General features: G+C 71.3%; 20 protein-coding genes. 9 read left to right on the top strand and 11 right to left on the bottom strand.

Going from position 1 to position 24,380, the window contains the following annotated elements; all coding sequences use genetic code 11:
- Positions 1–18 precede the first annotated feature (18 nt).
- Positions 19–1,380 carry a hypothetical protein gene (locus AB0M47_RS03140; RefSeq protein ID WP_363407491.1) on the bottom strand — a complete coding sequence of 454 codons (1,362 nt, stop codon included), beginning with the start codon at positions 1,378–1,380 and terminating at the stop codon, positions 19–21.
- A gap of 209 nt (positions 1,381–1,589) precedes the next feature.
- On the opposite strand from AB0M47_RS03140, the gene AB0M47_RS03135 reads away from it, so the two are divergent.
- The 3 genes from AB0M47_RS03135 to AB0M47_RS03125 all read left to right on the top strand — a co-directional run bounded on the left by AB0M47_RS03135 (position 1,590) and on the right by AB0M47_RS03125 (position 4,424).
- Positions 1,590–2,831 carry a sensor domain-containing protein gene (locus AB0M47_RS03135; RefSeq protein WP_363407488.1) on the top strand — a complete coding sequence of 414 codons (1,242 nt, stop codon included), beginning with the start codon at positions 1,590–1,592 and terminating at the stop codon, positions 2,829–2,831.
- Positions 2,819–3,454 carry a response regulator transcription factor gene (locus AB0M47_RS03130; RefSeq protein WP_363407485.1) on the top strand — a complete coding sequence of 212 codons (636 nt, stop codon included), beginning with the start codon at positions 2,819–2,821 and terminating at the stop codon, positions 3,452–3,454. Before AB0M47_RS03135 ends, AB0M47_RS03130 begins: the two co-directional genes overlap by 13 nt.
- Before the next feature lie 82 nt (positions 3,455–3,536).
- A complete protein-coding gene (locus tag AB0M47_RS03125; protein ID WP_363407482.1) occupies positions 3,537–4,424 on the top strand; it encodes a glycosyltransferase family 2 protein in 888 nt (295 codons plus the stop codon).
- On the opposite strand, the gene AB0M47_RS03120 is transcribed toward AB0M47_RS03125, so the two are convergent.
- Positions 4,336–5,190: a glycosyltransferase family 8 protein gene (locus tag AB0M47_RS03120; RefSeq protein ID WP_363407479.1), complete on the bottom strand. Its 855-nt coding sequence runs from the start codon at positions 5,188–5,190 to the stop codon at positions 4,336–4,338. The two genes, AB0M47_RS03125 and AB0M47_RS03120, sit on opposite strands and share 89 nt — an antisense overlap.
- Before the next feature lie 129 nt (positions 5,191–5,319).
- A complete protein-coding gene (locus tag AB0M47_RS03115; RefSeq protein ID WP_363407476.1) occupies positions 5,320–5,979 on the bottom strand; it encodes a GNAT family N-acetyltransferase in 660 nt (219 codons plus the stop codon).
- 97 nt (positions 5,980–6,076) lie between these two features.
- Here AB0M47_RS03115 and AB0M47_RS03110 point away from each other — a divergent pair, with 97 nt between their 5' ends.
- Entirely contained in the window at positions 6,077–7,432 is a 1,356-nt protein-coding gene (locus AB0M47_RS03110) for a sigma-70 family RNA polymerase sigma factor (protein ID WP_363407473.1), read from the top strand.
- A gap of 70 nt (positions 7,433–7,502) precedes the next feature.
- Positions 7,503–8,846 carry a hypothetical protein gene (locus tag AB0M47_RS03105; RefSeq protein ID WP_363407471.1) on the top strand — a complete coding sequence of 448 codons (1,344 nt, stop codon included), beginning with the start codon at positions 7,503–7,505 and terminating at the stop codon, positions 8,844–8,846.
- 9 nt (positions 8,847–8,855) lie between these two features.
- Here AB0M47_RS03105 and AB0M47_RS03100 read toward each other — a convergent pair whose 3' ends face one another.
- From AB0M47_RS03100 to AB0M47_RS03075, 6 genes are all read right to left on the bottom strand, one after another.
- A complete protein-coding gene (locus AB0M47_RS03100) occupies positions 8,856–11,708 on the bottom strand; it encodes a BTAD domain-containing putative transcriptional regulator (RefSeq protein WP_363407468.1) in 2,853 nt (950 codons plus the stop codon).
- A 132-nt stretch (positions 11,709–11,840) separates the two neighbouring features.
- Positions 11,841–11,990 (bottom strand): hypothetical protein, encoded by a 150-nt coding sequence (locus AB0M47_RS03095; RefSeq protein ID WP_363407465.1) that lies wholly within the window; start codon positions 11,988–11,990, stop codon positions 11,841–11,843.
- Between the two features lie 46 nt (positions 11,991–12,036).
- On the bottom strand, positions 12,037–13,044 hold the full coding sequence (locus AB0M47_RS03090; protein WP_363407462.1) for a hypothetical protein: 1,008 nt from the start codon (positions 13,042–13,044) through the stop codon (positions 12,037–12,039).
- Complete coding sequence (locus AB0M47_RS03085; RefSeq protein ID WP_363407459.1) at positions 13,041–13,691, bottom strand: methyltransferase domain-containing protein; 651 nt, start codon at positions 13,689–13,691, stop codon at positions 13,041–13,043. Before AB0M47_RS03085 ends, AB0M47_RS03090 begins: the two co-directional genes overlap by 4 nt.
- Positions 13,660–14,289: a CDP-alcohol phosphatidyltransferase family protein gene (locus AB0M47_RS03080; protein ID WP_363407456.1), complete on the bottom strand. Its 630-nt coding sequence runs from the start codon at positions 14,287–14,289 to the stop codon at positions 13,660–13,662. Before AB0M47_RS03080 ends, AB0M47_RS03085 begins: the two co-directional genes overlap by 32 nt.
- Before the next feature lie 29 nt (positions 14,290–14,318).
- Positions 14,319–15,470, bottom strand: a complete 1,152-nt coding sequence (locus AB0M47_RS03075; RefSeq protein ID WP_363407453.1) for a UDP-N-acetylglucosamine 2-epimerase — start codon at positions 15,468–15,470, stop codon at positions 14,319–14,321.
- 251 nt (positions 15,471–15,721) lie between these two features.
- Between AB0M47_RS03075 and AB0M47_RS03070 the strand changes: the two genes are divergently transcribed.
- The 4 genes from AB0M47_RS03070 to AB0M47_RS03055 are packed head-to-tail and all read left to right on the top strand — an operon-like array spanning position 15,722 to position 21,668.
- A complete protein-coding gene (locus AB0M47_RS03070; protein ID WP_363407450.1) occupies positions 15,722–16,849 on the top strand; it encodes a hypothetical protein in 1,128 nt (375 codons plus the stop codon).
- Position 16,850: 1 nt separating this feature from the next.
- Entirely contained in the window at positions 16,851–17,654 is an 804-nt protein-coding gene (locus tag AB0M47_RS03065) for a DUF6182 family protein (protein ID WP_363407447.1), read from the top strand.
- On the top strand, positions 17,647–19,308 hold the full coding sequence (locus AB0M47_RS03060; RefSeq protein ID WP_363407444.1) for a GH3 auxin-responsive promoter family protein: 1,662 nt from the start codon (positions 17,647–17,649) through the stop codon (positions 19,306–19,308). The genes AB0M47_RS03065 and AB0M47_RS03060 overlap by 8 nt, the downstream gene beginning before the upstream one ends.
- On the top strand, positions 19,305–21,668 hold the full coding sequence (locus AB0M47_RS03055) for a phosphotransferase (RefSeq protein ID WP_363407441.1): 2,364 nt from the start codon (positions 19,305–19,307) through the stop codon (positions 21,666–21,668). Before AB0M47_RS03060 ends, AB0M47_RS03055 begins: the two co-directional genes overlap by 4 nt.
- Positions 21,669–22,384: 716 nt before the next feature.
- On the opposite strand, the gene AB0M47_RS03050 is transcribed toward AB0M47_RS03055, so the two are convergent.
- Both AB0M47_RS03050 and AB0M47_RS03045 read right to left on the bottom strand, forming a co-directional pair.
- Positions 22,385–23,998, bottom strand: coding sequence for an MFS transporter (locus tag AB0M47_RS03050; protein WP_363407438.1), 1,614 nt, complete (start codon positions 23,996–23,998; stop codon positions 22,385–22,387).
- Positions 23,995–24,243 carry a hypothetical protein gene (locus AB0M47_RS03045; protein ID WP_363407435.1) on the bottom strand — a complete coding sequence of 83 codons (249 nt, stop codon included), beginning with the start codon at positions 24,241–24,243 and terminating at the stop codon, positions 23,995–23,997. The genes AB0M47_RS03050 and AB0M47_RS03045 overlap by 4 nt, the downstream gene beginning before the upstream one ends.
- Between the last annotated feature and the right edge of the window lie 137 nt (positions 24,244–24,380).

The raw sequence follows: 24,380 nt of genomic DNA, 5'->3' as shown, positions 1-24,380 counted from the left end.
GAATGGATGGACACTGCGTCAGGGCAGCAGCAGTCCCCAGTAGACGGCCATCGGGACGAACGTCAGGCCGGCGGTGACGAGCAGGCCGAGCCGGACACGCTCCGCGATGGCCACCTCGGTTCGCCGTCGCCGCCACGAGACCAGGGTCGTCGCCGTCGCCGCGACGGCGCCGACGGCGAGCAGTTGCAGGACCAGCCACGGCAGCGTACGGCCGAGGATCACCGGTCCGATGACGTTCGCGGCAGTGGCCATCATGAAGAAGAGGTACGCAGGCGCGGCGAGCGCGGTGGCCAGGCCGGCAGCGGCCAGCCAGCGGGCGGGCCGGCGCACCGGAGGGGCACCACGCCGGCCTCGGACGCGCCGCACGACGGCGGTCAGCGGGTAGCCGGCGAAGCCCACCAAGAGCAGCGCGAATCCGGCGGCCTGGAGCCACGTCGTCCCATACCAGGGCAGCGGCGCGACGGTGGGAACGTCGGGCTCCTGGTCCGCGCCGGTCGTCGTCTCCGGCATCCGGTCGATCCAGGCCGCTTCGTACCGGCCGTAGTCGGCCGGAAGGGCGTCGAGGTGATCGAAGCCGCCGTTGGCAGTCAGGTGCAATGTGTGCCGCACCCCCGGCACCCTGCGGACCGTGACGTGGGTGTTGCCGCCGCTGCTCAGCGCCCGCTGGATCGTCTGGCTGCTCAGCTCCGGCATGGCGTCGAAGTCGAGTTCGCCCCACTCGGCGAGCACGGGCTGGCGTACGCCGCGCCACGCGGGCGCAGGATCGAAGCCGGCCTCGGGGAACAATCCTGCGGCGATGATCGTCTGAAACGAGGGCTCCCGCATGGCGTACGCCAGCGAGCCCGACACCCCGCGGTGGCGGAGGTACTCGCCCCACTGCCAACGGGTCTGGACGGCGGGCGCGACGCCGACAGCGCCGACGGTGATCACGAACTTCACGTCGGCCGACCGGTTGGCGGCGAGCGGCGCGACGAAGGCGCCCTCCGAAGCGGCCCACAACCCCAGCCGGGCCGGATCCACGTCGGGCCGCGCGCCCAACAACCGAAGCCCGGCGAGCGCGTCCCCGGCTAGCACCGAGTAGTCCCGTTGCAGCAGGGAGTAGCCGTCCGTGCGCTTGTCGTAGAGCAGCACCACGACGCCCTGCCGCGCGAACGCCTCAGCGTCGGCGCGCAGCGCCTGCTGTCCCCGATTGCCCGCGCCCTGGAGCATCACCATCGCGGGCCGTCGCACCGCCGAAGCCGCCGGCGCCACCACGGTCCCGTGCAGCACCACGCCGTCATCGCCCTCGAAGGAGACCACGGTGGCGTCCACGTCCCCCGCCGGCGCAGCTGCCGCCGACGTCGCGTACGGGCCTCCGGCGCCCAGGGCGAGCAGCGTCACTAGAATCCATCTCCACGTCGTTCTCATGACGAACAGGCTCGCTCGTCGACCAGGTCGGGGACCACGGCGAACGCACCTGAAGTCGGCTGGGTGCAGGCACCTGGACGCAGTGGGGGCCTGCTCCGTCGACTCCGCCGGCCCGATTCCCTAGATTCGATCTTGTGGTCGGCAGTCGGCCGGGCATTCGGACGCAGGGGAGGGACGTGACCATGGGGTGGAGGTTCGCCCGCGGTGCTCGCGAGTCAGGGCAGCTGCTCGTCGGCGCGGTCATCGGGCTGCCGGCGCCGTTCCTGCTGGCCATGATTCTGCTGTCGGTGCCGACGAGTCTCGTCGCGGGCCTGGGCGTCGTGGTGTTCGGCGTCGCCGGGTCACTGCTGCGCCGGCTGGCGAACGTCCAGCGGGATCGGGCCGCCGCGCTGCTCGGCAGGCCGGTGGAGCGGCCCTATCCGGACTATCCCGAAGGCCTGCTCCCCAGAGCCCGCGCCCTGGTCAGCGACACGTCGACCTGGCGTGACCTGGCCTGGCTGGTGTCGCAGTTCGGGCTCGGCATCGCCGGCCTCGCGGCAGGTCTCGGGCTGTGGCTCGCGGCCGTGGAATGCCTGACCGCACCGCTGCTGCGGGCACTGTTGCCGGCTCGGACCGGGTTCGACCCGGCGGTACTCGAGTTCACCGGCCGGTCGACCCTGCTGGGCTGGCTGCTGGTGCCGGTCGGCGCCGGGCTGGCCTTTCTCGCGTACCGCCTGCCCCGGCATCTGCTCAGCGGTCAGGCCCGGCTGGCGGCCACGCTGCTCCGCCCCACGTCCGCGGCACAGCTGTCGGCTCGCGTGGACCGGCTCACCGCGACCAGGGCGGCGGCCGTCGACGCCTCCGCCGCGGAGCTGCGCCGGATCGAACGGGATCTGCACGACGGCGCGCAGATGCGCCTCGTGGCGGTACGCATGAACATCGGCATGGCGCAGGACGTGCTCGACGCCGACCCGGCCACGGCGAGGGCGCTGATGGCCGAGGCGAGCGCGAGCGCCGGCTCTGCCCTGACCGAACTGCGCGACCTGGTACGCGGGATCCACCCGCCGATGCTGGCCGACCGTGGCTTGGTCGGCGCGGCGCAGGCGCTGGCTCTGTCCAGCAGCATCCCGGTGGAGCTCGACCTGCGGCTCGACCGGCGGCTGACCGCCCCCGTGGAGTCGGCGGCGTACTTCGTCCTCGCCGAGTCCATGGTCAACGCGATCCGTCACAGCGGCGCGACCCGAATCCAGGTCGCCGTCGCCGATCATGGACACTTTCTGAGTCTGGCCGTGCACGACAACGGCCGGGGCGGCGCCCACGCCGGGCGAGGCACCGGACTGCGCGGGATCCAGCGAAGGCTGTCGGCGTTCGACGGCTCCCTGCGGATCAGCAGCCCCACGGGCGGCCCCACCACGCTGGAGATGGAGCTGCCGTGCGCGCCTTGATCGCCGAGGACCAGCCCCTGCTGCGCGACGGCCTGACCCGGATGCTGACCGCCTACGGCTTCGAGGTGGTGGCCGCGCTCGACGACGGCTCCCAGCTGACCGGGGCGCTGGTGGAGCACCGTCCCGACGTCTCGGTCATCGACGTACGCCTCCCGCCGAGCTTCACCGACGAGGGCCTGCGCTCGGTCATCGCCGCCCGGGCCGAGGTCCCCGGCCTCCCGGTGCTGATCCTGTCGCAGTACGTGGAGCAGCTGTACGCGAGGGAGCTGCTCTCCGACCGTGCGGGTGGCGTGGGTTACCTGCTGAAAGACCGGATCGGCGACGTACAGCAGTTCATCGACGCGCTGCGCCAGGTGGCCACCGGCGCGACGGTGATGGATCCCGAGGTGGTCTCCCAACTGCTCCAGCAACGCAGCAGCCTGGCCGTGCTGACTCCCCGGGAACGGGACGTGCTGCGGCTGATGGCCGAGGGCCGGTCGAACGCCGCGATCGCCGCCGACCTGACGATCACCGAGAAGTCGGTCAGCAACCACATCAACGCCCTCTTCGCCAAGCTCGGCCTGCCCCCGTCGGCCGACGACCACCGCCGCGTGCTGGCGGTTCTGGCGTACCTCAACCAGTAAGCCAGAAGGGCTGGGCGCCCTTGCCGGCGTACGCCCGGTGGACAGGAGGCGCGACATCGGACCTCGGGACAGCGTGCAGGTCGTGACCGTCTCCTACTGGAGTTCGGTCCAGCTGGCCGGGATGCTCGACGGCCTGGCCGGACGGTATCCGGTGACGGTCGTCGACAACGCCGAACGCGTCGATCCCGATACCCGGCGCGTGTGCGCGGGGCACCGGTACATAGCGATCGGGCGCAACGCCGGCTTCGGGTACGCCTGCAACGTCGGCGCGCGGGAAAGTGCCTCGGCGTACCTGTTGTTCCTCAACCCGGACTGCCGAGCCGACCCGTCGACGATCGACGGCCTGGTCTCGGCGCTGGAGGAGCGGCCCGACGCCGCCGCATGCGCGCCCCGGCTCGGCCGGCGGCAGATCTACGGCGGCGCGACACCGGGCCTGCTCCCCGCGCTGGGCTATCTCCTGCTGCCCGACAGCCTGCTCGGATCCCGCTGCGTCTGGGCTACGGCGACCCGGGCACGTGCGCCGATCGCCGTCGGCTGGGCGTCCGGCGCCTGCCTCCTCGTCCGCCGAGCGGCGTTCGACGCGATCGGCGGCTTCCGCCCCGACCTGTTCCTGTACAACGAGGACCTCGATCTGTCCGATCGCCTGCGCGCCAACGGATGGCGAGTCCTGATCGATCCACGACTGCTCGTGAACCACGCGGGCGCGCAGTCCTCGGCGGCCACCGTCGACACCGCGAACCTGTGGTCGCGGTCGACCCACCGCTACCTCGGCCGGTCGTGGCGCTCGACCGTCGTCGCGGCGATCCTGGCCGGCGGCATGTGGCGGCGGCATCTCGTGGCGTTGGCGCGTGGGCGTCGAGGGGCGACCTTCGCCCCGCAGTTCACCGCACAGCTGGTTCGTCGTAGGACCACCACAGATCCCGCAGACGACCCGCCGGAAAGCTGTCCGTCCACGGCTTGTGACGGGTGACGAAGTGGATGAGGTACGCCTCCCGCGCCAGCCGGGCCAGCCCGGTGCGGGGAACGTATTCCTCGCCGTAGTAGGGGAACTCCTCCGCCTGCCAGATGTCCTCCAGCGGAAAGACGTTCCAGCGGCGGTCGAGCCGGCGCCAGTCGCCGCGTACCACGTGGTTGAGCGCGTCCTGGTCCCAGAACCGCACGTGCTGCGCGGACGTGGTGGCGAAGCGCAGCGCGGCCGAGCCGATGCCGAGCCGCCGCCAGTGGTCGAGGTCGATGACCAGCAGCCCGGAGTTGAAGTACGGCAGCGCACGCTCGTCCTCGTCGAGTGGCACGCCGGGCAGGCAATCGGGGGAGCCGAGGGTGGGTACGCACACGTCCTGAACCGCGGCGAGCGGGTGCGGCCCGAGGTCCAGCGTGAGCAGCTCCGCCGGATCGCGCAGGAAGATGGTGTCCGCGTCGACGTACAGCGCACTGTCGTACTCGGGGAGCAACTCCGCGATGTGCAGGCGGTAGTAGACCGCGGGCGAGCCGTGCGAGTCGAACGGCAGATCCAGGCACGCACCCGTCATGTCGCGGATCTCGAAGTCGAGCCCGGCCGCGTGCGCGGCGCTGGTGACGGCGTACGCCTGGCGCTGGGGCAGCTCGCCGGCCAGCGCGATGACCGTGGTCTTCTGTCCAGTTCGGACGGCCGATAAGGAGTGCAGCATCGCCATGGCGGCGCGGGTGTATCGGCTATCGAAGGTGACGACTACTGGCCGCTCGGCTTCATCAGGCATCGTCCACTGTAGCCTGATCGGATCGACGGATCGCCATGGTCGGCGGAGGTTCGACGGATCTCCATGATCATGGTCACCTCCGCGTTGCTATGGCGACACGGAGATGACCCTGATCACGGAGCAGACCCGTTAAGCGCCGGGCAGCTTCGCGACCAGTACGTCGGCGACCTTCGACCAGCCCAGCGAGCCGTACAGCGCCTGGCCCTCGACGCTGCCGACGAGCAGGCCCTGCGGAGCGCCCGCGGCGATCGCGGCCTCGGCGAGCGCGGTCATCACGGCGGTGCCGAGCGACCGCCGCCGGTGCTCCGGCGCGGTCAGGATCCGGTCGATCACCGCGTAGGAACCGGCGAGTCCGGCGTACCCGCGCGCCGCCTCGGTGCCGTCGTCCGCCAGGACGGTGACGTGCACGACCGGACCGGTGACCTCGGTGTGCAGCCGATACGGCGCGGCCACGGTGCGGACCGGCTGCGTCCGCAGATCCGTCGTCATCAGCGCCTCGACCCGGGAGTAGAACTCCAGCCCGGCCGCCTCCAGCAGGGCCGCGACCCGGTCGGGCTCGCGGGTCGCCACGGTCAGCCAGGCGGTGTCCGGCTCCGCCGGCAGCATCTCGGCGAGACGCGTCACCGAGTCCGGGTCGTCGTCGGCGTGCAGCGCGAAGATCTCCACGTCCCGCAGCTGCTGGCGGCATTCGACGCGCAGGCCGCCGTCGACCGGCTGGGCCGAGGGCAGCTCCCGGCTGGCGGCCCAGCCGAGTTGCCAGGCGATGACAGTTTCCCGCAGGTCAGACATCCGGCGATGTTAACCGAAGAAATTCTCCCGCTGGTCGTAATGGTGACCATCGCCGCAGGCACCTACTAAGGTCAAGCCCTCGACCCCGGGAGTGAACATGACGTCCGACGCGTTTCTGGCGCAGGCCGCCGCGGCCGGGGACCGCGACGCGTTCGAACAGCTCTACCGCCGGTATCGGCCCAGCCTGCTCGGCCTGGTCATCCGGCAGGTGGGCGACCATCACCAGGCCGAGGACATCGTCCAGGAGTGTTTCCTCATCGCCTGGCGCGACCTCGGCTCGCTACGGGATCCGGCCGCGATCAAGACGTGGCTGTTCTCGATCGCGTACCGGCACGCGCTGCGCTCGGCCCGCCGCCGCTCGTTCGTGCCGCTCGGCGAAGGCGTCGACATCGCCGACCCGGACCCGCTGGCCAGCCCGGAGGCGGCGGCCGAACGCCGCGAGACCCGTCAGCTCGTCTGGGACGCGGCGATGGGGCTCGAACCGCGCCAGCGCGCGGTCCTCGAACTCGCCCTGCGCTGGGACCTGTCCAGCAAAGAGATCGGCGAAGTGGTCGGCGTCCGCGGCGCGCACGCGGCCGTGCTCGTGCATCGCGCGCGGTCCGCGCTCGGCCACGCGATCAAGACGACCATGGTGGTACGCCAGAGCGACCGTTGCCAGCCGCTGACCCGGTTGCTGCAAGGAGCCCGCCCGCCGCTGTCGGCCAAGCAGCGAGCCAGCGTCGACCACCACGTACGCCGGTGCGAGCAGTGCAAGCGCGTCGACGTGGCCGTTCCCGCGTACGCCGGAACGCTGGCGGTGCTGCTCGGCAAGCCGACCGCCCGAGTGGCGGGCAGCCCGCTGCGGTGGCTGGCGGTGAAGGCGGCCCTCGGCGTCGCACTGGCCAGCGTCGCGGCCGGCACCATCGCGTACGCGGCGGACGGCTCGCCGACGCCCGACGCGGCACCCAGCGCGTCGTCGTCAGCGAATTCATCGGCGGAGTCTTCGGCGTCCCCGTCCGTCACCCCGTCGGCTGTGCCGTCGACGTCCGCCCCGGCCAGCCGTACGCCGTCGCCGAGCAGCAGCCCGACGAAGCTGTCCCCGGAGAAGCAGATGCTGGCACTCATCAACGCCGAGCGGGCCAAGGCCGGCTGCAAGGCGGTCGTGTTCAACGACAAGCTCGCCAAGGCGGCCGAACTGCACAGCGCCGACATGGCCGCCAACGAGTACTTCTCGCACACCTCCCTCGACGGGCGTACGCCCTGGGACCGGGCGAGAGCGGCCGGCTACCAGTACGCCTCCGCCGAGAACATCGCGGCCGGGAACGCCACGGCGAAGGGCACGATGAACCAGTTCATGAACTCACCGGGGCACAAGGCGAACATCCTCAACTGCTCGCACAAGGCCGTCGGCATCGGCATGGCCAAGGGCGGTCCCTACCGGTACTACTGGACGCAGCTGTTCGGGTCGCGATAGCCCCGACGGCGGGACCACCGGTCCACCGCGCGAAGCCCTACACTGTGCGAAATCTCAGGGAGGGTGACGCATGGCCACATTCAAAGTCGTCAGAGTGCTGGCGGCGGTCGCGATGCTGGCCGGCGGAACACTGCTGGGCGCCTCGGCGCCGGCGACGGCCAACACCGCGCCGTCGATCTCGATCGCGAGCAGCGCCTACTGCGACACGGCCGGGCAATGGCAGATCACCTACAGTCTCGTGGACCTCAGCCCGGTCGACGTGAAGATCGTGTCCCTGCGGGACGCGGTCAGTGGGGCCACCCTCACCCCGGCCAAGACGATCTTCACCTACGCCGAATGGCTGCCCAACCCGCTGTATGTCCAGACGGCGCCCGCGACCGACACCCGCGTCGGGATCATCGTCGTGGTCCAGCGTGTGGACAGCACGGCCAAGCTGACTCTGAGCCGGATGCATCCGCTGCCGGCCGGTTGCGCGCCGCTGCCGGCCGGGACGGGCTGTGTGCATACTTCGGCCGCACGGTTCCGGCACACGTTCGACGGGGCGACTGGGACGGCCACGATCGAGCTGGTCGGCAAGCCGCTCTGCGCGGGCGACGAGCAGGATTTCATGCTGACCGCCAAGGCGGGGGACCTGCCTTTCGACTACAGCTCCGCGAACGCGGAGTTCTTCAGCGCCACGACCAAGATGTCGATCGCCGTCGACGTTCCTTCCTGTCAGGGCAAAGTCTCCCTGGCGGTGATGGACCCCGGTGGTGGCGGCGCGGTCTTCGAGCCGAATTATCTGGCCGGGGGCACCGCCGCGCCGGGCAACCACTCCAGCGGCCCCCTCGGGCTGTACCTGAAGAAGACCGGTCCGGTGTGCAATCGGAACTCCGGGGCGTCCGTGGGCGTCGCCTGCAACGGCGACGTCGTCGCGACCATCTGGAACGCTCCGACGGCGACCACCCCGGCGCTGCTCGCCTTCGCCGAGGTGGTGACCGATCCTCAGGAGGAGTGGCCGCTGTGGCACCAGATCCGCGCGGTCTCCCTCGAACCGGGAGAGAACGCCACAATTCGCCTCTCCGATCTGCCGTTCCTCCGGCAGTACGGCACCGGGAAGGTGGCGATCTACAGCAACGGCGAGTTCTCCTACATTCCTTGGCAGCTCCCGGCCTGGTGCGGCAAGGTGGTGATCGCGCCGCGCAGTCGGAACGGCGGCGGCGACCCGCTTCGGCTGCCTCGGCGTGGCCAGGTCACCCCGACGCCGTCGGCCACGGTGTCCAGCCCGCCGACGCCGATCCCCAGTCCGTCCAGTCCGGCGCCGGCCAGCCCGACGCCGTCGATCCCGGGTCCCTCCAGCCCTGCGGCGACACCGTCGGGGCCGGAGCCGTCCGCCGTGCCGACGCCGTCGACGACCGTGGTGATCCCGGGCTGAGTGCGGGGACTACTCGACGTCGTCGAGGGTTCGCCGGATGTGGCTCTCCAACAGCGTGGCTCGCGGCTGCCGGACCAGGTCGAGCGCTCGGGTGAGGGCGGCGCGGGCCTGGACGGTGTCGCCGAGCGCTCGATGGACCAGGCCGATTCCGCGCAGGCACTGCGCCTCGCCCGGCCGGTCGGTGAGGTGGCGGGCGATCTGCAACGCCTGCTCGAACCCAGTCAGCGCCTCTTCGGGCCGTCCTTCGGCGAACACGAGCCGGGCCAGCCAGAACAGCGCCGTCGCCTCGCCCTGCTGCGAGCCCGCTGCCCGGAATCGCCGAAGGGCCTCCTCCAGATGCTCCCGGGCCTGGGGAAGATCCTTGGCGTCCAGGTGTGCCTGGCCCATCCCGCGCAGCACCCACGCGACGGCGACCTCGTCCCCGCTGGTGCGCAGCAGCTGCATCGACTCCGTGTAGTGGACGAGCGCGTCGTCGTTGCGGTCCAGGAATCGTTCGACAGTGGCCAGCAGGGACAGCGTGGTGGCGTACGCGTGGGTGTCGGCGAGCGTGGCGAACGTGCCGGCGGCCTCGGTCAGCAGCCGCAGGGCGGCATCGGGCTGACTGCGGTCGACGTGGTTGAGCGCGATCCGGCACAGCACGGCCGTCCGTCCCCGCGCGTCCCCGGCCGCCTCGGTCGCGCGCTGGGCGACCCACAGGATCGACTCCAGGTCCCAGAAGTCGCGGCGCATCTGGAACATCGGCGCGACGGCGCTGGTGAGTTCCCAGCACACCCCGGCCAGCTCGTCCCGGGCCGCCTTCTGGATCATCGCGATCACCGTCGGCCGTTCGTGGTCGAACCAGCGCATCGGCTTGGCCAGCAGCTCGCCGACGAGGTCCTGGCCGGGCGACCAGCGAGCCCCGGACCCGGCGCGTACGCCGACCGGGGTCCATCGCGGGGTGTCGCCGCGGACACGGTGACCGCCGTCGCCGAACAGCCGCAGATACTCCCGTTCGGCCAGGGTCAGGCAGAACCGGTACGCCCGGCTGCGCGCCGCGGCGAGGTCGGCGGGCGGATGCTCGGCGGCGGCCCGCTCCTTGGCGAACAGCCGCACCAGGTCGTGCATGCGATACCGGGGATATCCGGCGGTGTCGCGGCCTGAGACGTCGATGAGGTTGGCGTCGAACAGGTTCTCCAACGCGAGCCAGGCCGTGTCGACGTCCCGGCCGAGCAGCGCGGTGGAGATCCACACGGTGGCATCGGGCAGGTCGACGTCGCCGAGCAGCCGCATGAGCCGCCGGGCTTCCTCGGGCAGGCCTTCGTAGCTGAGCGCGATGCTGCTGCGTACGTCGAGATGCTGGTAGGCGAGCTGGTCGAGCCGGCTCTGCTCGTCGGCGCACAGCGCGGCCATCTTCTCGATGGTCCAGTGCGGTTTGGCGGCCAGCCGCGCGCCGACGACCCGGATCGCCAGCGGCAGGTAGCCGCAGAGCCGGGCCAGCCTCGCCGACGCCCGGGGTTCGGCTGCCACCCGTTCGGCTCCGACGATGCAGGACAACAGATCCAGCGCCTGATCCGGCGCCAGCAGGTCCAGCGCGACCGTACGCGCGCCCAGCGTGGTGCCGAGCCGGGCGCGCCCGGTGACGAGCACGGCGCATTCGATGCTGCCCGGCAGCAGTGGCAGCAGCTGGTCGTCACTGGCGGCGTCGTCGAGGACCACCAGCACCTTGCGCGTCGCCAGGATGTCCCGGAACAGTTCGGCGCGTTCGTCGAGCGTGCCCGGCAGCGCCTGGCCCTCCACATTGAAGCCGCGCAGGAACCGGCCGAGCGCGTCGAACGGGGGCACCGCCTCCTCGGGATCAGTGCCGCGCAGGTTGGCGTACAACTGACCGTCGGGGAACTCGTCGCGCAGAGCGTGCGCGGCCTGCAAAGCCAACGCGGTCTTGCCGACGCCGGGCGGGCCGGAGACCGCGACGACCCGCGTGGGGCGATGATCCTGGGCCGACAGCGCGGCGGTGAGCGTGGCCAGCTGTTCCGAGCGGCCGCTGAAGTCGATGAGCGCGGGCGGCAGGGTACGCGGCACGGCCGCGCTGAACGGCACGTCGGAGGCCTCTTCCGCGGCGCCGGCCGGGACGGCCAGCAGGCCGGGATCATTGTTGAGAATGGACACGTGCAGTCGTTGCAGGTCCGGGCGCGGCAGCGCGCCCAGCTCGGCGTCCAGCCAGCGCCGCCAGCGGTCGTAGCCCTGCAACGCCTCGCTGCTGCGGCCGACCCGGTGCAGGGCCAGCATCATGTGTTCCATCAGCCGGTCGCGGGTGCGATGCCGGGCGGCCAGCTCCACGATCTCGTCGACGACCTCGTGGTGGCGGCCCAGCAGCAGCTCCAGGTCGAAGAGGTCTTCCCAGGCGGTCAGCCGGGCGGCCTCCAGCTGCTGGCAGAGCGCGCTCAGCGGCGCGTCGCCCGGCCGGGTGCCGAGCGCCGGTCCTCGCCACAGAGCAAGCGCCGTACGCAGGTTGTGCCGGGCTTGTTCATCGTCGCCGGGCAGCCGGCCCGCAGCGGTCAGTGTCCGGAACCGGTGTGCGTCCACCCGCTCGGGATCGAGCTGCAACACATAGCTGTTGCCCCGGGAGACGATCGGGACCGGCTCGTCTTCGTGGTACTGGGCGAGGGTGGAGCGGATCTCGGACATCCGGCTCTGGACGGCAGCCCGCGCCTGGCGCGGCGCGGGCTGCTCCCACAGCAGACCGATCAGCCGGTCACAGGAGACCTCGCGATTGCACTCCAAGGCGAGGACGCCCAGGATGAGCCGTTGATGGCGGCGGGCGAACGGGACGACAGTGCCCTGGTAGCGCGCCTCGACTGGGCCGAGCACCAGCACATCGAGCACTCCCGAGCCTCCCCCCAAGGCGGAGTCATAACCATACCTCTCCCGCTGGTTGACTAGGAGATGGATGTGGCCGCCGGGGTCGGCTGCGAATCCGTTTTCCCATAGACGCCGATGGCTACCCGGTAGGTTGCGTCAGCAGCTGCTGGCGCCGTCGAACGGATCGAGCCCGCACCAGATGAAGTCGTCGCCGGTCGCAGGTCCGGCCTGAGCCGGCGACGAGAGTCCACCCAGGAGCGCGAGCACCAGGATGACGACGGCGAGCACGGATTTGGTCACACGCATGTAAATTCTCCTAGCTGTCAGGGTGCTGCCGAGGATGGCCGGTCGCCTACCCGAGCATCTGCGGCCACGGGCCCGCGTCCGCCGGCGCGTCGATGAGCCGGGACTTGTGCCACAGGTGGATCAGCAGGCTCTGCAACAACACCGGGGTGTCGTGCAGCCAGCCGTGATGCCGGTCGGCGATGACCAGCAGGTCGCAGTGGCGGCGCTGGGCGTCCGGCAGCGTACGCAGAAACGCCTGACCGGCCGCCGCGGGCGACATCCGCGAATGCTCTCCGACGGTGATGCCGACCGGGACGCCCCGATCGAGCACGCCGCGCAGCTCCGCACTGAGCCGTCCGCGGCCGTGCCCTCGGGCCAGCGCCAGATTGAGCCGGATCTCGCTCACCAACGCGTTCGTCCGCGCCCTGGCGGCCAGCGTCCGGTACGCGTTCCGGTAGCTCTCCAGCGGATTGTGGGACACGTCGTCGGAGATGCTGGCGCCCTCGCGTACGTAGCGCCAGGCGATCGTCGGCCAGTTGGTGCTGCGCAGTCCGGGCGGATCGCCGAGCGCGACGCTGTCGACGTCGACACCGTGCGCGGCCGCGCGGGCGGCGACGAAACCGGCCAGGCTCGCGCCCTGCGAGAATCCGTGCAGGCACACCCGCCCGACGCCGGCCCGGGTGAGCACCGCCAGATAGCGGTCGGCGATCGGACCGAAATCCCCGGCGTGGTACGCGCGACGCAGCGCCGCGTCGCGAACGCCGGCGAGCCCGGTCGGCCCAGGCAGCACGACGACGGCCGGGGCCTTCGGGCCGGCGAGCTGCCGGAGGAGTTCGTGCATGAGGTGCCCGCGCACCATCGGCAGCGGATTGGCCCAGTCCACCCGGCCGCCGAACGGGCCGAGGCACACCAGCGCGTCGCCGATCGGCTCGTCGGCCGCGCCGAACGTGACGAACCTGACGCCGTCCTCGGTCTGGTGATCGGTCGCCGCCGCCCGCACCCGCTGGACCAGATCGTCCACGGTGTACGGGTACAGCGGCCGCAGCAGCTCGGCGACTGGCTGGGTGACGCTCATCTGACGGCGGTCTCCTCTCGGTCGCCGGTACGCTCACCGCTGACGATGTACATCGTGCCGAACCAGTGCCGGGTGCGATGTACCCCGCTCAGATGCCCGACGATGAGGTGCCAGGGCTCGTCGTAACCGTCGTATGTGGTCATATAGCGGTCGGACAGCCGCTTGATGACGGTCGTCGCGGCCTTGGGCGCGGTCTTCTCGTTCCAGTGCGTGCAGATGGCCACGACCCGGCCGCCGGGGCGTACCTTCGCCATCGCGCTGTCGACCGCCGCCGGGATCTGCGACAGGTCGTGCGTGAAGGAGAACAGCAGCGCGTCGGCGAGCAACGGCAGCTCCGCCTCCTCCAACGGCGACTCGAAGACCTCCACGTTCGTCCAGCCCCGCCGGGCGATCTTCGCGCGCGCCTGCCGCAGCATCAGCGGGCTCTGGTCGATGCCGTAGACCTGCCCGGTCGCCCCCACCCCGGCACGCAGCCGGGCGAAGTTGACGCCGGTGCCGCAGCCGGCCTCCAGCACCGTCTGTCCCGGGCGCAGGCCCAGGGCGGCGATGCCCTTGGCCCGCATCCCACGGAAGACGAGCTGGTAGTCGTAATAGCTCGCGATCTTCCCGTACTGGTCAAGCGCGGCTTGGCGATTGGGTTTCGACATGCTCCAACCTTTCGGTGATCGAGGGGGTCGCCGGAGCGAACATGGTCAGGAAGTGCTGCCGGTGCACGGCGAGGAAGGAGCCCACCGCCGCCACGGTGGCCAGCACGAGCGCCGTGTTGGCGGCCACGGGCAGCGGATCGCGGCCCAGCCACGCGAACGCGGGCACGGTCTTGGCGTACAGGACGATGGACAGGCTGCAGTACACGAAGCCCTTGGCCTTCGTGTAGAACGTCGGGCGCAGGTAGCTCTCGCCCCGGGCCAGCCCGACCAGGCGGGTCAGGTCGAGCACCGCCCGGCCGCCGATCACCGCGCACAGCGTGATCGGGTGGACCACGCCGGCGACGAACAAGCCGGTGAAGACGATGACGAACGTGTAGCTGTCGGCGGCGCTGTCCATCACCTGGCCCGCCCGCGGATCCCGCCCGGGCGTACGCCGCGCCAGGAAGCCGTCGAGCAGGTCGGTCAAGTAGGTCAGGAGGAGCAGCGCCAGGGTCGCCGCCGACCACGACGGGCGGCCGGCGGCGCAGGCGAGCAGGAAGACCAGCGCGCTGGGGTAGCGGGTGGCGGTCACGAGATTCGGAAGGTCCAGCCGTCGCATCGTCGAGCCCCCTTGTCGGTGTGCGAGCGTTACTGGTGGGTGAGCGAGGCGTTCTGCCGGGCGGCCGCGGAGTCGGCGAGGATGCCCGCGAGCACCTCGCTGATCCGGGTGCTGACCGAGGTGTCCCAGTGCTCGGGCACCTGCGCCGGGCGCCGCGGCCCGCGTACCGCCTGGTCGGTGGCCGCGAGGGCGAGCCCGACGTCGAAGCCGGCGAACGCGTTGGTGCCATGGCTGACGGTCTCGGGACGGGCGGTGTCGACGCCGACGGTGACGCAGGCGACGCCGGAGACCGTGGTCTCCTCCTGCATCCCGGCGGAGTCGGTGACGACACAGGCGGCCGAGGTGAGCAGCCGGCCGAAATCGTGGTAGGGCAACGGGTCCAGGTAGCGGACGCCGTCGACGGCGAGCAGGTGCGGCGCGGCCAGGGTCAGCAGCTTGTGGCAGCCGGGATGCAGCACCCACACGACGCGTTCCTGGCCGGCCAGCTTGTGCACCAGCTCCTCCAGCCAGGTCTGGTGCTGCATGGTCGAGGCCTTATGCACCGACAGCAGCACGTAGGAGCCGGGCTCCAGACCGAGGTCGACCGGGTCGGCCGCGGCCCGGCGCTCGTCGGCTCCGAGCAGGAAGCTCTCGGTGTGGGCGTTGCCCACCAGCCAGATCCGTTCGCCGGAGATGTTCTCGCGGAGCAGATTGCCGACCGCACGCCGGGACGGCGCGAGGTGGAAGTCGGCCACCGCGGTGATCATCCGGCGGTTGAGTTCCTCGGGCTCGTCGCGTACGTGCGAGCGCAGCCCGGCCTCCACGTGGGCGACCGGGATGCCGTTGCGGGCGGCGACGACGGCGGCGGCCAGCGTCGAGTTCACGTCGCCGACCACCACTGCGAGGTCCGGGTCGCCGGATCGGGCCAGGTAGCGATCGATCACGGCGACCAGCGAGGAGAGCCGCTCGCCGTCACGGTCCGCGTCCGGCGCTCGCAGCACCTCCTCGACGCGTATGCCGAGCGTGTCGGCGTAGGACAGGCCCATCCGGCCGGCGGCGTGTTGTCCGGTGTGGACGACGCGCAGCCCGGCTCCGGCGTCGCGCAGCGGTGGCGCGGCGAACGCGCGAACGAGCGTCGCGGCCTTGGGCAGGTTGGGTCGGGCTCCAATGAAGAGAGTGACGTCGTGGGCGATGCCCGCCATTACGGCTCCTTTGTCGCACGCGATCCGGTCGCCGTGAACAATAGCCGGAACAACAATTGTCGGCTACCCGGAATTTCTTTGTCAGACAGGTATCCGAGGCATCTCTCATAAGAGACGTGAGACAACCTAGAATGCAATTCTGTGATTGCTGTCGTACGCATCGCCTTGCTAATTTCCGGCGGTCGGCGTGCCCGGTCGGGCCCGTCGGCGCGGGCCGCCCGAGGGGCGGTCGTCCGACGAGAGGCAGGCAGATGAACGATGCGCCGGTCACGGCCGACCTGGCGTTGGCGCCGGTCACGATCACGCCGACCAAGCCGCTGACGCCCACTCACGTCAAGGGGCTGCTGTGGCTCGACGTGATCCACAAGAGCACCCGGGAGATCCGCCCGGTCACCTACGTGTGGAATCCGCGGATGTCCACCCTCACCGCCCAGACCGCGGCATATTGGGAATTCCTCGACCGAGCGGTCGGCGACGTCGACTGGTCGGCCTGCTCCGAATCGGAACTGGGCGAGTTGTACGTCCGATCCAATGCGGCGGGCGTACGCCCCACCGGCGATTCATTGCAACCTTATTTCGAGCGGGTGGAGAAAGAGGGCTGGATCCATCCGGCCAGCGTCCGGCTCATCGACCTCTGGAAGGAGCAGCTCGACCTGCTCAACGTGGCCGATCCGGGTCTGCTCGACCCGGCCGAGCTGACGCTGACCGCCGACGACGTGCTCGACGTCCTGCGTGAGCATCAGCTCACCATCGACCACCGGGGCATCGGCGGGCCGGTCTACCTCGACGGCACCATCTGGGGCCTGCCGGTGCGGCAGATCGTCGACGAGGAGGGCGTCGCCAACTACCTCGTCCCGGTGCTGCGGGAACTCATCCCGATCGGCGCTCGGCATCAGCGCGTGGTCCTCGTCTACGACCAGGAACTCATGCAGGACTACATCCTGCTCGACAAGGTGCTGACCGCCCTCGGAGCCGCCGTGACCCGGCTGGCCCTGGGCCGCGTGCCGATCGACGGCGTCGTGGCCTCCAGCCGGCACGGCGGCTGGGAGGGCAAGACCCTGTCCGACCTGGCGGATGCCTGCCTGCGGCATGTGGACGTGCGGACCTACCGCCTCGGCATGCGCATCTACTTCATCGCCATGCTGGAACGCGGCTGTGCCAAATCGTTCCAGCCCGAGCTGCTGCGGCGCTCGATGGTGCGCGCCGAACGCATCCTCGGCGAGACCGGCGACGCCGAACCGGACAGCGGCGGCCCCGCGTTCCTGCGGCGGCTGGCCGTCCCCGACGGCGGATACGTCGACCCGTACCGGCTGACCACCGCCTTGCTCGACCGCCGCCGCCGGGTGCCGGCCGACCTGCTGACCACGGTGTTCGGCTGACATGGACGAACAGCAGCTGCTCGGCCGCCTCCTGCTCGGCCACTACGAACGGGTCAGCCGTGGGCTCGCCGCCGACGCCGAGCCCACCGCGCCGCCCACAGCGCCCACGGCGCCCACGGCGCCCACGGCGCCCACGGCGCCCACGGCGCCCACGGCGCCCACGATGACCGGCTACCGAGTCTCCGCGGTCATCGGGACGTTCGATCTGCGTACGTTCGTCACCGGGGCGCTCGGCTTCGCCGCCGCGGTCCCGGAGCCGGCCCGTGACCCGTGGTACCGCTCGTTCACCCGCGCGGTCTTCTTCGCCGGCAACCCGGACAGCGTCGCCCGCCGGTTCCCGTGCGACCACGTGACCGACGGCATCGCCTGGCTCGGCCCGGCCCCCGACGATCCCAAGAGCGCGCTCAGTCGGGGCCTGAAACTCCTGCGAGCGCCCGCGCCCTGCACCAGCCTGCCCGGCAAGCTGACCATCACCGTGCCGGGTCCCAGCGGCTCGCCCATCGCAGAAAACATGGACGCCACCGAGAGTCGGCATCGGCTGGACATCGCCGTCGGCGGCGTCACCGTCGCCGAGTACCTCGTGCACGTCCACCACGTGCTCTGCGAAGCGGTCCTTCGCCGGACACTGCGCCCCGGCGACGAGCTGACCATCGCCCACGTCGACCGCCTCACCGTCGACGAAAGCCTCGCCGCGGCGACCCACCTGCGGATCTCCGACGATCCACACCAGACCGGGAACCGCCGCCTGTACGCCCGCCTCACCTCCGACGTCTCCACGCACTTGAGGGAAACCGCCGATGACTGACATCGATTACACCGACCGCGTACGCGCGGCCAAGCAGCGCCTGCTCAACCGGCTCGCCGAGCCGATGCTCGCCCAGCACGAAGTGCTGCAGGAGGTGCTGACCGCCAACTCCGCCACCGAGTTCGGCACCGAGCACGACCTCGCCGCCGTCCATTCGGTCGACGACCTGCGCCGCCGGGTGCCGATCCGGACGCACGAGGAGTACATGCCCTGGATCGAGCGCGCCATCGCCGGTGAGCCGAAGATCCTCACCGCCGAGGACCCGGTCGTCTACTTCTCCTCCAGCGGCACCACCGGCCGGGAGAAGCACATCCCGGTGACCCGGACGTACATGCGCGACTGCTTCCTGCCGTTCTACTACGCGTGCTTCGCCCGAGTGGTCGAGCACCACCCCGAGGCGATCGCGAAGCAGAGCGGCGTGCTGAATCTGTGGCAGGATCCGCACTCGCCGATCGCGCGGACCTCCGGCGGCCAGCCGCACATCGGGCCCAGTCAGGTCGACTTCGGCAAGTTCGGCGACCAGATCGCCGTCGGGCCGGGCAACGCCGCGCCGTGGAGCCGGCTGCCCGACGCGTTCACCGACGCCGACCACTGGGAGCGCACCTACCTGAAGGTACGCCTAGCCGCCGAGTACGACATCCGCTGCGTCGTCACGGTCAACCCCGCCATCGCCGCCGCTTTGCCGTACCAGCTGGAACAGTGGTGGCCCCGGATGGTCGAGGAGATCGCGGCCGGCACCCTCGGCGGGCTGCCGCACAAGTCCCCGAACCCGGAACGCGCCCGCGAGATCGAGCGGCTGGCCGCGTACTTCGGCACGATCCGGCCGGAGCACCTGTGGCCCGCCATCGATCTGCTCGTCACCTGGAACACGGCGCTGTCGTCGTTCTACCTGCCGCAGGCCCGTGCGGCGTACGGAGCCGACGTGAGTGTCCTCCCTGGACCGGTCGCCTCCTGTGAGGGCCCGGTCGCGGTGCAGCTGGACCGGCATCCGACCGCCGGGCCGCTGTACGTCACCGGCTGCCTCTACGAGTTCATCCCGGCCGAGGAGGAGATCAAGCCCGGCAGTGCCACGCTGCTCGCCGACGAGCTGCAGGCCGGGCGCGAATACCACGTGGTGCTGACCCACGTCGGCGGCCTCTACCGCTGTGCGGTGACCGACATCGTCCGCGTCGTGGACTTCGTCGCCGGTACGCCCAGGGTCGAGTACGCCGGCCGCAGCCTGCCCGCCGCCGACGTGAAGGACACTTTGCTGGAGCCGCAGCTGTTGCGGGCGTTGTCCGGCGCGCTCGGCGACGTCGGCCTCCAGGTACGCAACGCCACGTGCCGGATGGCGCCCGGCGGACGGCGTTACGAGGTCGCGATCGCGCCGACCGGCGTCTTCACTGCGGACGAGCTGGAGACCCTCGGCGTCGCCCTCGACGCCCGGCTGCGGGCGCAGTCGCCGGGGTACGCCCGGGGCCGGGCCGCCGATCGGCTCGACCCGGTCAGCGTGGTCGCCACCCATCCGCACGCGTTCCTGCGTGAATGGGAGCGCCGAGTACGCCGTGGCGAGCGCCCGCCCCGGGTCAAGGACCGCGTGTTCACCACCGATCCGCAGGTCTGGGAGCGGATCACCGGCGGGCAGCCGGTAGCGATGGCGGGGGAGCGGCGATGACCGAGGCGACCTTCGACGTGATCCCCGGCCGGGGCCTGCACACCGAAGCCGCCCGTGCCGATCGGCTGGAGTGGTTGCGGGCGCAGAGCGGCAGCGCACTGGCCTCGCTCGGGCCGGGCCGGATCGACGCCCGGACGCTGGCGGGCAACATCGAGAACTTCACCGCGACCGTGGAGATCCCAGTCGGGCTGGCCGGTCCGCTGCTGTTCGACGGCGGCACCGTCCAGGGGCCGATCGTCGCCCCGCTCGCCACCACCGAGGGGGCCTTGGTCGCCTCGGTTGCCCGGGGCGCCCGCGCGATCACCCTCGGCGGCGGCGTACGCACGCATGTGCTCGCGCAGCGGATGACGCGTGCGCCCGTCTACGGATTCGCGGACACGGCGACGGCGTACGCCTTCACCCGGTGGCTCGCCGAGAACGCGTCCCAGCTGCGGGAACGGGTCGGGCTGGTGTCGCGGCACGCCACCCTCGTCGACGTCCGGCCCTTCCAGATGGGGCGCTACGTGCACGTGCGCTTCGCGTTCGAGACGCGGGACGCCGCCGGGCAGAACATGACCACGGCGGCGACCTGGAGCATCTGCACGTTCATCAACGACAGCCTGGCCGATGACCCGCTGCTGAAGCCGGAGCTGTTCCAGATCGAGGGCAACCTCAGCGGCGACAAGAAGGTCACCCAACTGTCCATGATCGACGGACGGGGCGCGCGGGTGACCGCCGAGTGCTTCCTCGACCGGGCCACCATCGCGGCCGTGCTCAAGACGACGCCGGAGGCGCTCGACCGGGCCTACCGCGTCGGCCTGCTCGCCGCGCTGCAAGCCGGCATGCACGGTTACACCGTCAACGCCGCCAACGTCATCGCCGCGATCTTCGTCGCGACCGGGCAGGACATCGCCTGCGTACACGAGTCGTCGACGGCGATCCTCGGCATCGAGCCGCACGACGACGGGATCCTGGCCACGATGCTGCTGCCCAACCTGATCGTCGGCACGGTCGGCGGCGGTACGCGGCTGACCCAGCAGCGGGACATGCTGACCGCCCTGGGCTGCGCGGGCGAGGGCAACGCGGGCCGGCTGGCCGAGATCGTCGCCGGGTTCGCGCTGGCGCTGGACCTGTCGACGGCCGCCGCCATCACCAGCGGGCAGTTCGCCGACGCCCATCAGCGGCTCGGGCGGCCGCGGGAGGTCCGGTGGCTGCGTCCTGCCGACGTGACGACCGGACTGCTGCAGACCCTGCTCGCCCCGGCGTTGCCCGGCGCGCAGGTCACCTCGGTCACGCTCGGCCCGGCGGTGCAGGGCTCGGGCATCATCACCGACGCGGTCGCGACGGGGGAGCAGCGCAAACTGCTCGGCGTACTCCCGCTGGACCTCACCGTCCACGATGGCCGGTCCGAGTGGGAGCTGCCGCTGATCGCCAAGCTCAAGCCGCTGGACGACGAGGTCGTCGTCGCGATGGCCCGAGTCGCCTCGCTGTGCGGCGACCGGGTCGCGCAGGCCTGGCAGCGGTTCGCCGGCCTCACCGGCATCAAGGACGCCCATCTGCGGGAACTGGCGCTCTACCGGGCCGACCTGCCCGAGCTGGCCTCGATCAGCCCGCGTTGCTACGGCGTGTTCGAAGACGCCGGGCGTGAGGCGTACGCGCTGCTGCTGGAGCGGCTCACGCGGACCGGGGTCGTGCTCCTCGACACCGCCGACCGGCCGGAGCTGTGGGCCACGCCGATGGTCGAGGCCGCCGTCGACGGCATCGCCCCGCTCCACGGCCGGTGGCTCAACGACACCGACGCCCTGCTCGACCGCGGTTGGCTGGGCTTCGTCCCGGGCAGCGAGCACGTCGAGAAGGCGGCCGAACTGTGGCAGGCGCTGTGCGACTTCAACGCGGCCGAGCACCCCGACGTCGTGGACGCGGGTGCGCAGCGGCAGGTCACGATGCTCATCGACGAGGCCGGCGGCTGGCTGCGCGAACAGGACGCGCTGCCGAAGACGTTGATCCACAACGACTTCAGCCCGCGCAACATCGCGCTGCGCCGGAATGGGCTCGGCCTGGTGGCCTTCGACTGGGAGCTGGCGACGGTCGGTCTGCCGCAGCGTGACCTGGCCGAACTGCTGTGCTTCACGCTGACTCCGCAGGCGACGGCCGAGCAGCTGGAGCACTACCTGGAGCGGCATCGGCGCAAGGTCGCCGGCATCGCGGGCGTCGACCTCGACGCCGGCCAGTGGCGGCGCGGCTTCCGCTTCGCGCTGCAGGACCTGCTGATGACCCGGCTGCAGCTGTACTTGATGTTCCACACCCATCGCGAGCAGCCGTTCGTGCCGCGAGTGTTCCGGACCGCGCGGCACCTGTTGCAGCTGACGGGGGACCGATGACGAGCGCCGTTATTGACCCGCTGGTCGTCGCGCTCGTCGGGATCGACGGCTGCGGCAAGACCTCCGTCGCCCACGAGCTGCGCCGTCAGGCGGGCAGCGAACAGGACGTCACCGTGCTGCACACGATCCGGCCGCACGAGGCGCCCAACGGCCCGCTGCACGAGCTGTCCCGGCAGCTCGAGGAGCTGTCCGCGGCGGCGGATCGGCTGCACAGCCCGCACCTCAAGATCGCGGCCTTCTACCTGCAACTGGCCACCTACGGCCCGGCGCAGCGGCTGGCGGTCGACGCGTGGCGGCCCCGGGTGATCGTCGCCGACCGGCATCCGCTGGTCGACTCGCTGGTCTACCTCCCGCTCTATGCGAAGGCCCTGGCCGGATCCGCGGTCCCGCCCGCGCCGCCGCCCGCCGTCCTGCCCGTGGATCCTCTGGTCCTCCTCGGGGTACGCGCCTGGGCGCGCCGCATCGGCTGTGACACGGATCTGTGGCGGCTCGGCGCGGACCTGCTCGCCATGTACGCGTTGCCGCCGGAGGACCTGGTCCGCCACCTCTCCGACACCTTCGCGATCGCCTTGCCGGACGTCGTCGTGCTGCTCGACGTGCCGCCGGAGCAGGCGATCGCCCGGCTGGACCGCCGGGGCCGCGGCGCGGAGATCCACGAGTCGGCGGCGCAGTTGGCCGCCGTCGCGCGGGGCTACGAGCAGGTGCTGGACTGGCTCTCAGGAGTGGGCGTCCTCGTGCTGCGTCTCCGGGAGCCCGGCGGTGTCGCCGAGGTCGCCGCCGCCGTCGCCGCTCAGGCGTACGCCGGACGCCCGCCGGTCCTCGTGCCGGCGGCCGGGTAGCCAGCGGGCGACGATGGGGGTGGCGGCCAGCACGGTGACGGCGAGGATCAGCAACGTGGTCCGCAGCGCCTCGACGAAGGCGGTGTCGGCGGCGTCCACCAGTGCCGGTCCGGCCGGGCCGAGCGAGGGCGCGACCGCGTGGGCGGCGGCCAGCGCCTCGGCCGCCGCCTCCCGGGCCGCCGTGGGCAGCCCAGCCAGGTGCGGATCGATCCCGGCCCGATACAGCGGGGTCAGGATCGATCCGGCGACGGCGATGCCGAGCGCGCTGGCCACCTGGCGAACCGTGTTGGCCGTCGCCGAGCCGACGCTGGCCCGGTCACGGGGCACGCTGGCCATCACCGACGCCATCGACGGCGCCATCACCAGCGACATCCCGATCCCGGCGGCGAAGAAGGCCCCACCGACGATCACGAGGGACGTGGTGGCGGTGAGCTGGACCGTGCCGCCCAGCGCACCGGCGGTCAGCACCAGCCCGGCCCCGCACACCGCGCGGAAGCCGAACCGGCGTACCAGGGCGGCGCTGGCCGGGGCGAAGACGAGCTGGGCCACCGCGAACGGCGTCACCAGCAGCCCCGCCTTCAGGGGCGAGAACCCCCGGACCAGCTGGAGGTAGAACTGGATGAAGAAGAACGCCCCGATGGCCGCGAAGAACACGAGGCTGATGGCGGTGTTGGCGGCGCTGAACCGGGCGTCGCGGAACAGGCGCAGATCCAGCGCGGGTTCGGCGGCCCGGCCCTCCCACCAGACGAACACCGCCAGCAGCAGCACCCCGGCGGCCAGCCACGGCCACGGCCGGGCGTCGTCGAAGCCGTGGTCGCCGCCGTCGATGATCCCGTACGTGAGCGACGTCAGCGCGACGATCGACAACAGCGCGCCGATGGCGTCGACCCGGGCCGAGGACCGGGCCCGCATCTCCGGCACGACGAGCGCGATCACCACGAACGCGGCGACCGTCACCGGGACGTTGATCAGGAAGACCGAGCCCCACCAGAAGTGCTCCAGCAGCAGGCCGCCGACGATGGGACCCAAGGCGACGCCAATGCCGACCGAGCCGGACCAGACCGCGATCGCTCGCGGCCGGTCCGACTCGGAGAAGAGCCCGGTGACGATCGCCAGGCTCAGCGGCATGATCGCCGCCGCGCCCAGGCCCATGACCACCCGGGCCCCGATGAGCTGGGCGGGGCTGTGGGCGTACGCCGACAGGAGCGAGCCGAGGCAGAACAGCACCAGCCCGGCCAGGACTCCCCGCTTGCGGCCGAACCGGTCGCCGAGGGTCCCCAGCGACAGGAGGAATCCGGCGAACACGAGGGTGTAGGAGTTGATGGACCATTCGAGTTCGCTCTGGCTCGCCCCCAGGCCGTGGGCCGGATCGGCGAGGGTGGTCAGGGCGACGTTGAGCACGGTGTTGTCGAGCACCACCGCCAGGAGGCTGACGATCAGCACGCCGAGGACGACCCACCGGCGCGGGTGGTTCTGCGGTACGGCGGTCACCGCGCCTCCCGCAGACGGCGCCGCCGCTGCGGTGGGATGGAGGGGAACTGCTCGCCGTTGTTGAACTCCTGCTCCAGACGGGTGGCCAGCTGCTCCATGTACTGCTCGATCGCGGTCGACATGTTCTCCGGCGCCCGGCCGATGGCGTCGGGCCGGCGGCTGGTCCAGTGCACGGCGGCGCGGAACCGCGCGAAGACCCGGTCGTTGACGTAGAAACTGCGATAGCCGTTGCTGTGGTGTTCCACGCGATGTTCGCTTGTTGGTTGCTTTTCAGGACGCACGATTTCACTCCCCCGGACAATGCTGAAACCGACTTCGTCCTTCACGTTAGAACGCGTGTTTTACCAGATCCTTACCAACGGATCTGCGCTGGTGGCGCGCC

The sequence above is a fragment of the Hamadaea sp. NPDC051192 genome, assembly GCF_040682475.1.
Lineage (GTDB): Bacteria > Actinomycetota > Actinomycetes > Mycobacteriales > Micromonosporaceae > Hamadaea > Hamadaea flava.
Note: the sequence above shows the minus strand (reverse complement) of the source record. Positions and strands in the feature narration are given on the sequence as shown.